Source organism: Filomicrobium insigne, assembly GCF_900104305.1.
GTDB lineage: Bacteria > Pseudomonadota > Alphaproteobacteria > Rhizobiales > Hyphomicrobiaceae > Filomicrobium > Filomicrobium insigne.
The window spans coordinates 376,436-390,513 of the sequence record NZ_FNJC01000004.1 but is presented as its reverse complement, the minus strand read 5'-3'; the positions used below and the strand labels follow the sequence as shown (position 1 = coordinate 390,513).

The following is a 14,078-nucleotide window of genomic DNA, read 5'->3' as shown; positions in this document are numbered from 1 at the left end:
TTAGCATATGATTTCAAGTGGGACTACACCGCGTCGCGTAAAATCCGTGACTGAGATCGAATTGTCGCGTCGACCAACACGCGCGCAACACCTAAACCTGCGACGCGGCAAACGAATTGAAACGAGCGAGGCCCATGCAAACCGTTACCCACCTGACGCCAAACTTCGCGGTCGCCGGAGAATTGAGCGACGCGGATTTTGAAGAAGCGGCCGCAAGCGGCTTCAAAGCCATCATCAACAATCGTCCCGACGGCGAAGCACCTGGCCAACCAACGGCGGCATCCCAAAAGGCAATTGCAGAAAAGCATGGCCTCCAGTACGTCCACATCCCTGTAAATCAGGCGAACATCTTCAGCGACAGCGTCGTCGGCGCCATGGCAGATACCCTTGCCAAGCTGGACGGCCCGATACTCGCACACTGCAAATCGGGGATGCGCTCGGCAATAGTCTGGGCAGCAGCCAGCGCAAGAACCCGACCAGTCGCGGAAGTCGAGAAAATCCTCAGTCAGGGCCCCTTCGACCTGAGCTTCCTGCACGATGAACTGGAGCAGCAAGCCGCACATGCCGCCGGTACGGAAACGGCCTAAGACTTACATGACACCAATCATTGGAGAGGCCGCGCCCGCTCGAGAATTTCGCGATGGCCTGCCTTCCCAACGCCCGTGCCGTAGGTGTGGCGAAACTCTCCCCCTAAGCGGCTCGCGATAAACGCATCGGCCATAAAATCGGGCGAAGATTGGCGCAGCAAACATCCAGCCGCCGTCCGCGCCAACGTTTCGACAAGTGTGCGTGCATCGCCCTCCTGCGCGCTGCCACGCATCAACGTCTCAAGCCGTGCGACCGAAGCTGAAAGTACGGCATCCCCTGCGCTGCTCTCTTTCAACACAGCCATAACCGTCCATACGGCCTCAGGAGTGCGTTGCAATACCCGCAGGAGGTCAAGGCACATAACGTTGCCCGACCCTTCCCAAATGGCGTTGAGCGGCAACTCACGATAAAGCCGGGCGGCGAGCCCATCCTCGACGTATCCATTCCCGCCGAGGCACTCCATCGCTTCAAAGCCCAGCGCTGGCGCCATCTTGCACACCCAATACTTCGTGACCGGCGTCATAACCCGACGCCACGCAGCCTCATGCGGATCCATCCAAGCGCGCTCAAATGCACCGGCCAACCGCACAGCAAGCACCGTCGCGGCCTCAACGTCGATCGCCATATCAGCAAGAACAGCGGCCATCATTGGCTGATCCACAAGTCGCTTCTGAAACACGTAGCGATAGTGGCAATGATGAAGGGCCACCGCCAGCGCAAGACGCATCTGACCTGCTGACGCGACGGCACAATCGAGCCGCGTCATCGTCACCATCTCGATGATGTTGGCAATGCCGCGCCCTTCTTCCCCAATAAGCCAACCGGACGCGCCCTGGAGCTCAACTTCCGATGAGGCATTGGAGTGATTCCCGAGCTTGTTCTTGAGCCGCTGCAGACGCAAAGCGTTGATCGAGCCGTCAGGAAGAAACCGCGGAACCAAGAAGCAGGAAAGGCCGCCGGGGGCCTGCGCAAGCATCAGAAATGCGTCGCTCATCGGCGCTGACATAAACCACTTGTGGCCAGTGAGAATATACTCCTGCCCGGCCCCGGCATTCACGGCGGCAATGGCCGTGCTGGCATTCGCACGGACATCTGTTCCGCCTTGCTTTTCCGTGAGCCCCATTCCGATGCTGACGCTCTCTTTCTGAGGCCATGGCCGAAAGGCTTTGTCATAAGTTCGCGAAAGGATCTTCGGCAGAAGTGACGTAGCCAGATCAGGCTGTAGCAGCAGTGTAGGAACGGCTGCGTTCGTCATAGTCACCGGACAAACATGGCCCGGCTCCACTTGCGTCATCATGTAGAGTGTGGCGGCACGCACCACGTGCGCACCCGGACGTGGACGTGGACCGGACTCGGCAGCGCCGAGATAGTCCCACGGGCTGCAATGCAGCCCCGCGGCAAAACTCATCGCCATACAGCCATGATAGGCGGGGTGAAATTCGACCGTGTCGAGCGGAAATCCCTTCTCGTCAAAGCGTCGGAGCTTCGGTGGGTTTTCATTCGCCAAGCGCCCGGCTTCGAACGCTTGCGCACTTCCCGCCTTTTGCCCAAACCTTGCCAGTTCTTCCGCCTCGTGAGCCGCACCTTCTGCTGCGATCGCGCTTTGAAGAGCCGCATCACTCAAGAAAAGATTGATGTCGCAAAACGACGGGCTTTGGTTCGTAATCTCGTGCGTCGAGAAGCTTGAATGCACCGGAATGCCCTCCATGCGAACTGAGCAGACACCGGTCGCGGATGGCGGTTTCTAACGTCCACCGTCGTGCGCAACAGGGTCCGACGCCGTCGCAATAAGTCTGCGCACTTCAGATCGTACCACCGGCAAAACGTCCACCTCAAACCATGGGTTCGCTTTCAACCAAGCTGAATTGCGCCAAGACGGATGCGGTAAGGGAATAAAACGAGGAAAATCACTCTGCTCGTAAGTCTCTCTCCAAGCGCGCACGACATCCGTCAGGGACTGCCTACGAGCCTCCGGCAAATGCCAGCGCTGCGCATAAGAGCCAACCAACAAGACGAGTTCGAGGTTGGGGAGCTCCTTGATGAGCCGGGCACGCCAGGTCCGCGCACATTCCCGGCGCGGCGGCAGGTCGCTACCCTTCTCATTGTAGCCAGGAAAGCAAAAGCCCATCGGAACGAAGGCAATACGGTCCTCATCGTAGAATTCTTGTTCATCGACGCCCATCCATTCACGCAAACGAACGCCGGAGGGATCTTTGAATGGAAGCCCGGCATCATGGGCGCGCAGCCCCGGTGCTTGCCCAAAAACCCCAACGCGCGCGCTCGATCGTACGCGCAGAACGGGACGAGGCTCATGCGGCAAAGGCTGGCCGGTCGGTGTGTCAACGCACACACGGCACCCAGAGATCTCACGCAACAAACGCCCCAGCCCGCTAGCCGCGTTCTTTGCCTGGCGATGTGCGGAGGCAGGAGGAATGGAACTCACCTTTACTCAAATGACCAAACATCAAACGTCGAGACTGAGTCCATCTTTTGCAAGGATTACGTCACCAACATCAAGACCAGCTGCCACTCGCGACAGCATATCATCGCCCATATGCGTTACAACTACACGGCGCGCATTGAACTCATCAAGATGGCTTGAAATCTTCTGCCAATTCATGTGATGCGGAATGTCTTGGTCGAAACTGAAGCACTCCGTGATGTAGACATCAGCCCCGCTAGCGACATCAAGCAAGGCATCAACCCATTCGGTATCTCCAGAATAACTAACAACCTTACCTTCCGCGGCGAGACGAACCGCATAGGAAGGCGCACCAGATGGATGGCTGACAGGAACGACCGTCACCACCACAGGCCCGACCTCACAAGGCACGGCTTCGTCAAACTCGATAAAATTCAGATCGAAGGCCAAGCTCTTATCTGAAGAGCCTGGAAACAAAGCTTCCGTTGCCGCGCGATAACGTTCCGCGATCGTGCTCGGCCCGACAATAGTCAGCGGCGTCTGTCGCTTTGCAACATGCCGTGCGTGAAGCAGCCACCAGACAAGCCCCGAAAAATGATCCCCGTGCAGGTGAGAAATAAAAATAGCGGAGACACCGTTCGGGTCGAGTCCGAGACGCGACATCCCCATCAGGGTTGTCGCGCCGCAATCTATAAGACAGTTCCATTCGCCGATTGCGACGTGGAAACTCGTCTGCAATCGACCGCCCGAACCAAACGCGTCACCTGAACCCACAATGGTCAGTTTCATGGCGATGTTGCCCGCATCTATCCCGCGATCTCCCAGATTGCCATAGGGATAAATTACGGGCTGTTACCTAGGGAACATGCCCGCGGCAACAGAAAACGGACATGATAATGGGAATTAGGCTTTCGCGCTCGGTCTCGCACTAACCTCATTATACCAGCGCTGAACATTGGAAAGAGTATCGGGCATGTCGATGCGGGCAACCTTCATAAAGTCCACAGCAACGAGGCCTGTGATGTCCGCAATCGAATAGTTTTCGCCCGCGACGTATTGGGTGTTCGCAAGTTGATCATCAAGAATCTTCAGAGCGCCCAAGCACTTTGCTTTGTTCGCCTCACCCCACTCAGCGACCTGAGGCACTTCCCGCTCGCGCATGTTGGGATGTAGATGCCGGAAAGCTTGACCGACAGCCGTAAAGAAATTGAGCTCCATACGCCGGTTCCACATTTCGACGAGCGCCTTGCCCAACGCTCCTGTGCCGAAGAGCGGGGGCTCCGGGTGCGACTCTTCAAAATACCGGCAGATCGCGACGCTCTCGCTGATACACGTCCCATCATCGAGCACGAGAATCGGAACGCGTTGCATCGGATTCATTGCTGTGAATTCCTCAGAACGCAGGTTTGTCATATTCATTTCGAAAGGCTCAAATGGAACGCTCAATCCTTTTTCAGCCAAAAAAATACGGACACGTCTCGGATTTGGCGCCGTAGTCGTATCTAGAATTTTCATATGGTGCTCCCCGTTTTGGCCCGCGAAGCCAAATCTCAACGTCAATTCATTAGTTGCCGATGCCGCGCTCACGGCGCCAATCGCGTGGCCTTTCAAATTCTCCAGCCCAAAGACCTCTATTGGAATTTGCCGCCTCTCGCTCTTCAGAGCCATATCGACCATAGGCGACTGCAAATCCGCGAATCACCATTTCTTGATTGACATTCAAATTTCCGACAAAACATAAAGCGAGAAGCCGCCCATGCTTGTCGATCTCAAGCCCCTCGCAGCGCACCGTCTGCCCACCGATCAGCGCAGTAAGCTCTTGAGTTGCAGCTTCGCCACATTCCCATTTCGCACCGCCGCGGCGGCAAACCTGCTGACCTTCCGGAGCATCAATGCCTTGTAGGCGCACCTCCCGGCCGGCCACATAAAGGCTGTCTCCGTCGATCGCAGTTGCATGTCCTTCGACATCGCCGACGTCGGTCTGTTCTAGCTGACGCACAAGGAAGGCAGCTGCGATAAGCCCCGCCAACAGGGCGATTGACACCCATCGATTGCGCCAAGTCCGGCCTCTGAAGACCATGCTCACCATGCCGCAGACCTTAACAAATTGAACTCACCGATAAACACTAAGTTAATGAGTTTAGTAGATATTAACACATCGTGTAGACTGTAGCTCTGCCCTACTAGGGCCATGTAGTTGTATCGGAATCAGACGTAACCACGCGGTTCCTTCACCTTGATTAGAAGTTCGGGACATATGACCTGGTCTCCCACATCAGATGAGTTCGCGCCTCTCCAAGGCCGTCGAGAAACTCGCAATCGCGCCTTCGACAACGTCAAGGCCGTGCGCGAACGCCTGACCAACGGCGGCGAGCTCCGTCCCGAAAACGAATACGATCTTCTGACGATGTTCGTGCGCAACGAAATGGCAGCGGCCGCGACCATGCCAGCGCTGTCCATCATCATCTCGATCGCTTCCATGTTATGGGCAACTCCCTTGGAAGCAGCGCTGTGGATGATCCTCGTCATCTCCGCCAAGGTGCTCCTCCTCGAGCTGTGCCGTCGTTTCCTAGCCCTGCCCCGCGCCGAAGTTGACGTGCGCGTTTGGCGCCGGCGTTTTGTAATTGCCGAATTGATCAACGGCATGACATGGGCCGGCTTTGCTTTAGTTGGCATCGGCGCGCATACGCTGTCGAGTCCCGCAGCTCTGTTTTCCGCTCACGTATTTATTTTCGCTATGCTGATTGTCATTTTGGCGATCCGCATGACGTTTTCATCTTCCATTCTACCGATCATGCACGCCGGAACAATTCCGGTAACGGTAGCCGTTGTCGGGCGCCTCGCATATCTCGGCGTGGAAATGAATGATCCGCTCTATTTCGCACTCGCGACAATGGCGGTTGGTGTCCACCTCTATTTCATCTTCCTAGCGATCGGCCTCAAATCGACGGCTCAAGCAATGCTCGAGTTCCGCGACCAGAAGGACGCGTTAATCGCTGAGCTCGAAGAGGAAAAAGCTCGATCGGATGAAGCCCGCCGTCGCGCCGAAGCCGCCAACAAGGCAAAGTCGCAGTTCCTCGCAACGATGAGCCATGAATTACGCACGCCGCTGAACGCCATCATGGGCTTTTCGGAGGTCATGAAAGCGGAAATTCTTGGACCGCTGTCCAATCCCACATACCGGGAGTACGCGTCCAATATCCACGACAGCGGCAGCCATCTGCTGAACCTGATCAACGAGATCCTTGACCTGTCACGCATTGAGGCGGGACGCTACGATCTCAACGAAGAACCTCTGCGCCTGACGGAGGTCGTCGAAGATGGCCATCGTCTGTTAAAACTGCGCGCAAATAACAAAAATCTGCGGGTCTTAGAGGATTTCGACGCCGAACTCCCGCCCGTTTGGGCCGATCCGCGCGCTATGCGCCAGATCGTGCTGAACCTCATGTCGAATGCCTTCAAATTCACACCGCAGGGCGGAACCGTGAAGCTGACAGTAGGCCATACGGCTGACGGTGCACACTTCATTTCGGTCCGGGACACAGGGCCAGGCATCCCGCGTGAAGAAATTCCGAAAGTAATGCAGGCATTTGGCCAAGGATCGTTGGCCCTGCACACAGCGGAAGGCGGAACCGGCCTCGGCTTGCCTATCGTCAAGAAACTGATCGAGCTCCACGGCGGACGCTTCGAACTTAGGTCCGAACTGCGCAAAGGTACCGAAGCCATCGTCTACCTTCCACGGCAACGGGTGCTGCGCGCCATCGCTCCGTTGCAACCCCTTGGAAGCGAACGGCACCGCCAAAACGCCGGCGTCACACAGCGCGCCAGCAGGCCACCACGGCTGGTCCGCGATCAGGCCGCTACGCCAACCTTCACCGTGCACAAGACAGCCACAGTGGTTCATCATTGAGCCGTCTGACGATTGTACTCACACGGATGTCGGCTTACATCCATACGGCACACGTGCAAACGCAGGTCGCCCGCATTGCGATGCGCAACCGGCAAAGGAATGATCGCGCCTATGGAGTCACCCTGCATCAATATTTGCGCCATTAGCGACGAAACCGAGATGTGTGAAGGCTGCTACCGAACCATTGACGAGATTGCATCCTGGAGCCGGTTAACCGCTGAAGAACGCAAGCGAATCATGGCGCTTCTGCCCGAACGCAAGGCGAAAGCGAGGGTATAACGAATGCTCGGCTGGCTCGTCGCAATCCTCGCTGTCTTGATCGGTGTATTCTATTTCCTGTCCGGCAACACCGCTGTGATTGCGGAAATGGGCGGCCTAGAACGTTGGCTTCTTGTCATCTCTGCAGCCCTCATTTGCCTCTATGCAGGCGTGCTGCTCATGGGCCATGGCGGCCGCTTCATGCAGGCCGTTCGCCATCTCGGCATTTGGCTTGTCATAGGGCTGCTGCTGATCGTGGGATATACCTACCGCAACGACGTTTCGATGGTCGCCAACCGCGTGGCTGGTGAATTGCTGCCCCCCGGCGAAACCATGACGGTCACCCGAAACGGCGACGGCCCGGCATCGGTCCGCATCCGTCAGCGCAATGATGGCCACTTTACCGCCCGCGCAAAGGTCAATGGCGCTCACCTATTCATGCTTGTGGATACCGGAGCATCAACCGTCGTTCTGAAACCCGCAGACGCGGAACGGGCTGGAATTGATACAAGTACGCTCTCGTTCACAATTCCTGTGCGGACAGCAAACGGCACCGGCTTCGCAGCGCCCGTGCGCCTGCGTTCTGTCTCGATCGGCCCCATTGCCCTGGACAATGTCGAGGCCTTGGTTGCCAAGCCGGGAGCGCTCAACGAAAGCCTGCTCGGTATGAGTTTTTTAAGACGTCTCCGGTCCTATGAGTTCTCGGGTGAGTTTTTGACACTCCGCAGTTAACCGTCGCAGCTCCCTGCAATCGGTGCCTCTGGCGTGTCGCCACAAATTGCAGATCAAAAACGCACGGTTGTTTCGTGATATGGCGCTATCAACTGGAACGCGCGCACTTCTGAGCGAAGCCCTGAGTTGGACAGCAGCGACAGCCATGATCGCCGTTGTAGCGGCGCACTATACTGAGATCCGCGATTTCGCTTTGCAAACTCTCAGCTCCTCTCAGAATAACGTTACGCAGATCACAGACGCCCGGTCCGTCCCCGGCTCCAGCCCGTATGGGTACGTCGAACTTCGCGCCGACACCCAGGGTCACTACAATAGCGACATCGAGATCAACGGACGCACCGTCCATGCCATGGTAGACACCGGCGCAACGATGGTAGCTATGAGCTACGAAGATGCCGAACACGCCGGTATTTTCCTTTCTCCGTCCAACTTCACCCATCGCGTCAACACTGCGAATGGCGTCGCCCGTGTCGCTCCCGTAACGCTCGATCGCGTACGTCTCGGATCCATAGAGGTGCGCGACGTACGCGCCGCCGTCGCCGAACGGGGGCGGCTAAACGGCACACTCCTGGGAATGTCGTTTCTTGGCCGCATCTCCCGGCTTGAGATGCGCGACGGCGTTCTAGTACTTCAGGATTAATCATCCATCGTTGACGCCATGCCATCGGTTTGTCATCGAATTCTCCGAAAGACATATGCGGAATGCCGGAATCTCACCTTGTGCTCCCAGCGCAAGACGGAGTTCCTAGGCTGAATACAAGCTGGATCTTGCCGCCGTTGCAGGCGGACTTCTCATAAGGACGACCAAATGCTCCCCAAGCCGCGCGCAGATCTGAAGCCCAATACCGCCGACTTCGAGCGCTTTCCACTCGTCAAACCCACCGGCTTCCGCGAGTACGACGCACGCTGGCTATTCCCCGAGGAAATCAACCTCATGGGGCTGAATGCCGTAGGACTCGGCATGGCAACCCTGTTCGACCGCCGCGGCGTCAAAAAGCGCATCGTCGTCGGACACGATTATCGCTCTTACTCCGGAGCCGTAAAACAGGCGCTCATGACGGGCCTGCTGGCTGGCGGCTTTGAGGTCCATGACATCGGTCTGGCACTCTCGCCCATGGCGTATTACGCGCAGTTTGCGCTCGATGTCGAAGGCGTGGCCATGGTCACGGCAAGCCATAACGACAACGGCTGGACGGGCATCAAGATGGGCCTTGATCGCCCCCTGACGTTCGGCCCGGATGAAATGTCCGAACTTAAAGCCATCGTACTGGACGGCACCTACGATGCTCCCGGCGGCGGCAAATATATTTTCGTTGAGGACATGGCCCGGCGCTATTTGACCATGCTTACCGACCGTCCGAAGCTAACCCGCCCGCTCAAGGTCGTCGCCGCGTGCGGGAACGGCACGGCAGGCGCCTTCGCCCCCCAAGTCCTGGAGGCCGTCGGCTGCGAGGTCGTTCCACTGAACGCCGACCTTGATTACGCATTCCCCAACCACAATCCCAATCCCGAAGATTTGGCCATGCTCCACGCCATCGCCGACGAGGTGAAGCGAACCGGCGCGGACGTTGGTTTGGCCTTCGACGGCGATGGCGACCGCTGCGGGGTCGTCGATAACGAGGGGCATGAAATCTTTGCCGATAAGGTCGGCGTCATGCTGGCACGCGACATCTCTAACCTGCACAAGGATGCCAAGTTCGTCGCCGACGTGAAGTCGACGGGTCTTTTCATGACTGATCCCGTACTGAACGCGAACGGCGCCACGACCACCTATTGGAAGACGGGGCACTCCTACATCAAGCGGTTCAGCCATGAAACCAAAGCGCTTGTGGGCTTCGAAAAGTCCGGCCACTTCTTCTTCAATCCGCCACTCGGCCGCGGCTATGATGACGGCATTATCGCGGCCCTGGCCGTTTGCGACATGCTTGATCGCAATCCGGATAAGTCCATGGCCGACTTAAAGAACGATCTCCCGCGAACGTGGCAATCACCCACGATGTCTCCGAAATGCGGAGACGAAGTGAAGTACGGCGTCGTCGACCGCATGGTCGCGCACTATCAGGCAAAAGCCGATGCGGGAGAAAAGATCGCCGGACAGTCCGTTCGCGAACTCATCACCGTCAACGGCGTGCGTATCGTCCTGGAAGACGGTACATGGGGCCTGGTGCGCGCCTCATCGAACAAACCCGAACTCGTCATCGTCGTGGAGAGCCCGACGTCAGAAGCGAATATGCGCGCCATCTTCGCGGACATCGACTCCGAACTGCAGAAGGAACCGGAAGTCGGCGCGTACAATCAGAAGATTTGATTTTCTGGCCAACGGCCAACCGCAAATCAAACCGGTACGAGACTTAGGTGGCGGCTACGGCTGACGGGAACAGCCGCCACCTCCACATTTCAGTCTACGATCACCAAACATCGATTAAGGAGCTGGGCGTTGCTATAGCTTGCATCAGCTATCCTCCGTCCCAAGACATCCAGCAAACCTGATCGATACGAAGTGCTGGCCGATATTCGAAAAAATTACAAAACTGACGCGTGAGCCTGCTCCGCAAAACAATCTGCCGTTGCTGAGCTGACGGCTCTTGGCACAGTCGGTCACTTCCGGCCCAAAGCCCCACACCCTCACCTCGCCCCCCGTGTTCGTCGTAAGGCAATGTGTGCCTCTCGAACGCCCACGCATCATGGAGAACATATGGACGATATAGACCGCTTCATCATCCTCACCGGAGGTCCCGGATCCGGCAAAAGCACGCTCATCGCCGAGCTCGCAAAATCTGGCTACGCGCATGCGCCAGAAGCGGGTCGCGCGATCATCCAGGCACAGGCCGCCATTGGCGGCAAAGCACTACCCTGGACGGACCCAACGGCATTCGCCGAATTGATGCTCTCTTGGGATATGCGATCTTACGAGCGGGCACGCGAGCTCAAGGGCCCTGTCTTCTTCGATCGCGGCATTCCCGACGTTCTCGGCTATCTGACGCTATCAAACGTACCGACACCAACCCACGTACAAACCGCAGCGCAGCTCTTCCGCTATGGCCGCGTCTTCATAGCTCCGCCCTGGCGAGAGATTTTCGAGCAGGACAACGAACGCAAGCAGAACTTCGACGAAGCTCAACGAACATACGACGCGATGACGGACACCTATCAGAGACTTGGATACGTCCTCGTCGAGCTTCCCAAAGCATCTGTCGCAGACCGCTGCGCGTTCGTCCTGGAGACCGCTGGGCTCAAGGCCAACAACAGCTAACCCAGCTAGCCCGAACAGATCCGCAGCTCAGTTGCTTGGCCTGCTGGCCGCATCCTTTTTCTTGGCTTCAGCCAATGCTTCACGCTCATTATACCGCGCGAGATGGAACCGCTGGAAGTTGCGGTCCTGCTCGTAGATCTTGTGATCAATCCAAACGAACATATCGTAGAAGGTTCCCGCACCAATACCCAAGTTCATGCGCGTAACTTCTAGTGGCTGGCCCCATTTGCCATCGAGCCCGGAGAGATCGTCTTTGAAGAAGACGATGGTCGGCGTGAACATCACGCCCCAACGCTCGGCAAGCTTCTTCTCAGGCATCGCCGTGCCATCAAAGTCGGTAACCTCACGCGCGCCCCACATATCAAATTGGAGGATGGTGAAGTTCTCCCGGACATAATCATTGATATATCGCTTGGAGAGAACTTCCGTGTGCATCTTCACGCAATACACGCAACCGCGCTGCTCGAAGATCACGGCAAATCGCTTGCCTGCCTTTCGCGCCTCTTCAAAGTCCTCGCGCAGATCGAGAAACGACGCGGTGTTGAACCAAGGCTGATGATAGATCCCATCTTCGCCCTTGATCGGCGCTGCGGCCGGCTCTTCCACACCAATAGGTGGCGGCAAATCGCTTGCCGTTGCCGGGATGCCTGCACCCAGCACCAAAACACCCAAGGTCACGCCAATCCGTAGCCGTCGCAAAAGCATTTTATGGACCTTTCCTCCAGGAGCCGAGAGCGGCATGCCGTAGCCTTCGCCAGGAACCGCAAGCAACGCCATCATCCTATTCCAAGATAAGGCTGCTGAGGAACCGCAAAACAATGACCACCAGAAACACAGCAAACGCCAGTTCGAGTTTACGCCGTGAGACGCCGTGTGCGAGCCGTACCCCCACTGGGGCCACCAAAACACTCGAAGGAACGATCAATGCCGCACCGAGCAAACTCACAAATCCAAGCGACAGTGGCGGCAAGCCGGGGTGCCCCCAGCCGGCCCACATCATCCCGATAGCTCCAGGTATCGCAATCAGGGGGCCGATTGCCGACGATGTTGCCACCGCCGTCAGGATTGGTCGTCCGTAAAGCGTGAGGAAGGTCACAATAAACGCGGCACCGCCAATGCTCATCAAAACAGAAATGATTCCGACTAAAACACTGAAGATCTCAAGCTTCGGCAACGCAGGAAGATCATGCCCCAGGCGCCACGTATCCCGTCCAAACGCCATCTTGGCTGCAAATAGCGTCCCAAACACCACCCAGACCCATTTCAGCGTCGTACCGGTCACTTGATCCGCGAACATAATGCCGAGAACAACGCCAATGACGATCCAGGGGCCGATGCGTCGAACCGCAACCCAATCCACGACGCCCTTAGCACTGTGAGCCATGAGCGCACGCAGGGACGTCGGAATAATAACAGCGAGAGATGTCCCAATAGCCATGTGCATCCGGATAGCCGGATCTACGCCGAGCGCAGCGAAGGTTTCGTAAAGGACCGGCACCAAAATGCCGCCGCCACCGATACCAAGCAATCCAGAGAGAAAACCTACGATTACGCCCGCGGCCAGAAGCGCGAAAGCCAGCATGCTGAAGCCGGCCCAAGTCATACCGATGTCCATAAACCCGACGTCTCCGACGCTCTCCCGGCCCATTGAGGCACAAGAGCAGCTCCCCTTTATACGACCGCGCCGGTTCTTGCTTGGCCGGCAACACCCTCGGCGATAGCTATCGCCTGTAACAGGACATCGCTGCGGGCTCCATCACGAACTGCGTTCTCACTCAGGTGACGCCGGAAAGCGCGTGCACGCGGTCGACCGTGATAAAGCCCCAAAATATGACGGGTCACGTTATTGAGCCTGCCGCCAGCATCGAGATGCCGTTCCACGTAAGGAACGAGTTGTCTCAGGACGTCACCCCGCGACGGCACAGCCGAGTCGGATATGAACAACCTTTGATCCACGTCTGCAAGTAGGTAAGGCGTCTGATAAGCAGCACGCCCCAGCATCACCCCATCAACATGCTGCAGATGCCGCTCGCTTTCATCGACGTCTGCGATGCCGCCATTAATAACGATGGTGAGGTCGGGCCGCGCCGACTTAAGCCGATAGACACGCGCATAATCAAGCGGTGGAACCTCCCGGTTTTCCTTGGGAGACAGCCCCCTGAGCCAAGCCTTACGCGCATGCACAATGAACACCTCCGCACCTGCATCCGCGACCGTGTCGATAAAGCGCTGGAAATGCACTTCGCTGTCCTGATCGTCGATTCCAATGCGACACTTCACAGTTACGGGAACGCGAACTCGTGCCCGCATAACGGCTATGCATTTTGCGACCAACTCTGGCTCGGCCATCAGACAGGCGCCAAACCGTCCCTCCTGCACGCGATCTGAAGGACAACCAACATTGAGGTTGATCTCGTCATATCCGAAGGCTTCTCCGATTTCCGCAGCGTCAGCAAGTTGCGCCGGATCACTACCACCGAGTTGAAGTGCCAACGGATGCTCGCCAGGTGCAAAACCCAACAGCCGCTCGCGCGCACCATGCAATACCGCAGGCGCCGTCACCATCTCTGTATAGAGCAGTGCTTTGCGCGTCAGTAACCGATGGAAAAACCGGCAATGCCGATCAGTCCAATCCATCATGGGCGCAATGCAAAATCTATGCGGCTTAAACTGCACTGGGGTTACAGATCTCTCGTTGTTTTAAACAGGCTACGGTCCCCACAACTACTACGGCACGATCCTTTTCAGAAGGGTAGGGGCCCGCGCAGAAAGCCGTCCTCGTATCGTAAGTTAACGGCTAGTCAACTGCATTATGATACGATGTTCGCTGATAAATCGGTCAATATAGTCGACGAGCGGGCGGAGAGTTCCACGGTCGATAGTTCTTCTTCGAGCCACGACTGTGCCGCTTGGAA

General features: G+C 57.1%; 15 protein-coding genes. 7 read left to right on the top strand and 8 right to left on the bottom strand.

Translation table 11 applies throughout. From position 1 onward, the window contains the following. Positions 1 to 134: 134 nt before the first annotated feature. Positions 135 to 587 carry a protein tyrosine phosphatase family protein gene (locus BLS30_RS15490; protein ID WP_090230108.1) on the top strand — a complete coding sequence of 151 codons (453 nt, stop codon included), beginning with the start codon at positions 135 to 137 and terminating at the stop codon, positions 585 to 587. 17 nt (positions 588 to 604) lie between these two features. Here the strand turns inward: BLS30_RS15490 and BLS30_RS15485 are convergent, their stop codons facing one another. The 5 genes from BLS30_RS15485 to BLS30_RS15465 all read right to left on the bottom strand — a co-directional run bounded on the left by BLS30_RS15485 (position 605) and on the right by BLS30_RS15465 (position 5,054). Beyond that, positions 605 to 2,296, bottom strand: coding sequence for an acyl-CoA dehydrogenase family protein (locus BLS30_RS15485; RefSeq protein ID WP_090230106.1), 1,692 nt, complete (start codon positions 2,294 to 2,296; stop codon positions 605 to 607). Positions 2,297 to 2,332: 36 nt separating this feature from the next. After that, a complete protein-coding gene (locus BLS30_RS15480) occupies positions 2,333 to 2,974 on the bottom strand; it encodes a uracil-DNA glycosylase family protein (RefSeq protein ID WP_046480380.1) in 642 nt (213 codons plus the stop codon). A 78-nt stretch (positions 2,975 to 3,052) separates the two neighbouring features. Continuing rightward, complete coding sequence (locus BLS30_RS15475) at positions 3,053 to 3,799, bottom strand: MBL fold metallo-hydrolase (protein WP_090230104.1); 747 nt, start codon at positions 3,797 to 3,799, stop codon at positions 3,053 to 3,055. A 114-nt stretch (positions 3,800 to 3,913) separates the two neighbouring features. Next, positions 3,914 to 4,525: a glutathione S-transferase family protein gene (locus BLS30_RS15470; RefSeq protein WP_090230101.1), complete on the bottom strand. Its 612-nt coding sequence runs from the start codon at positions 4,523 to 4,525 to the stop codon at positions 3,914 to 3,916. 49 nt (positions 4,526 to 4,574) lie between these two features. After that, positions 4,575 to 5,054 (bottom strand): thermonuclease family protein, encoded by a 480-nt coding sequence (locus tag BLS30_RS15465; protein ID WP_244512477.1) that lies wholly within the window; start codon positions 5,052 to 5,054, stop codon positions 4,575 to 4,577. A gap of 213 nt (positions 5,055 to 5,267) precedes the next feature. Between BLS30_RS15465 and BLS30_RS15460 the strand changes: the two genes are divergently transcribed. The 6 genes from BLS30_RS15460 (at position 5,268) to BLS30_RS15435 (ending at position 11,163) form a co-directional block, all read left to right on the top strand. Next, positions 5,268 to 6,920, top strand: coding sequence for a sensor histidine kinase (locus tag BLS30_RS15460; RefSeq protein ID WP_090230096.1), 1,653 nt, complete (start codon positions 5,268 to 5,270; stop codon positions 6,918 to 6,920). 99 nt (positions 6,921 to 7,019) lie between these two features. Continuing rightward, positions 7,020 to 7,199, top strand: coding sequence for a DUF1289 domain-containing protein (locus tag BLS30_RS15455; RefSeq protein ID WP_342027550.1), 180 nt, complete (start codon positions 7,020 to 7,022; stop codon positions 7,197 to 7,199). A gap of 3 nt (positions 7,200 to 7,202) precedes the next feature. After that, positions 7,203 to 7,910, top strand: a complete 708-nt coding sequence (locus tag BLS30_RS15450; RefSeq protein ID WP_244512475.1) for a retropepsin-like aspartic protease family protein — start codon at positions 7,203 to 7,205, stop codon at positions 7,908 to 7,910. A 79-nt stretch (positions 7,911 to 7,989) separates the two neighbouring features. After that, on the top strand, positions 7,990 to 8,550 hold the full coding sequence (locus tag BLS30_RS15445; protein ID WP_090230324.1) for a retropepsin-like aspartic protease family protein: 561 nt from the start codon (positions 7,990 to 7,992) through the stop codon (positions 8,548 to 8,550). 168 nt (positions 8,551 to 8,718) lie between these two features. Next, a complete protein-coding gene (locus tag BLS30_RS15440; protein WP_046478433.1) occupies positions 8,719 to 10,218 on the top strand; it encodes a phosphomannomutase/phosphoglucomutase in 1,500 nt (499 codons plus the stop codon). A 387-nt stretch (positions 10,219 to 10,605) separates the two neighbouring features. After that, positions 10,606 to 11,163 (top strand): AAA family ATPase, encoded by a 558-nt coding sequence (locus BLS30_RS15435; protein ID WP_090230093.1) that lies wholly within the window; start codon positions 10,606 to 10,608, stop codon positions 11,161 to 11,163. 27 nt (positions 11,164 to 11,190) lie between these two features. Here the strand turns inward: BLS30_RS15435 and BLS30_RS15430 are convergent, their stop codons facing one another. From BLS30_RS15430 to dusA, 3 genes are read right to left on the bottom strand one after another with little or no spacing between them, the layout of a single operon-like run. After that, positions 11,191 to 11,940, bottom strand: coding sequence for a thioredoxin family protein (locus BLS30_RS15430; protein ID WP_170832493.1), 750 nt, complete (start codon positions 11,938 to 11,940; stop codon positions 11,191 to 11,193). A 4-nt stretch (positions 11,941 to 11,944) separates the two neighbouring features. Then, on the bottom strand, positions 11,945 to 12,778 hold the full coding sequence (locus BLS30_RS15425) for a sulfite exporter TauE/SafE family protein (protein ID WP_090230088.1): 834 nt from the start codon (positions 12,776 to 12,778) through the stop codon (positions 11,945 to 11,947). Between the two features lie 56 nt (positions 12,779 to 12,834). Further along, positions 12,835 to 13,839 (bottom strand): tRNA dihydrouridine(20/20a) synthase DusA, encoded by a 1,005-nt coding sequence (gene dusA, locus BLS30_RS15420; protein ID WP_090230086.1) that lies wholly within the window; start codon positions 13,837 to 13,839, stop codon positions 12,835 to 12,837. Between the last annotated feature and the right edge of the window lie 239 nt (positions 13,840 to 14,078).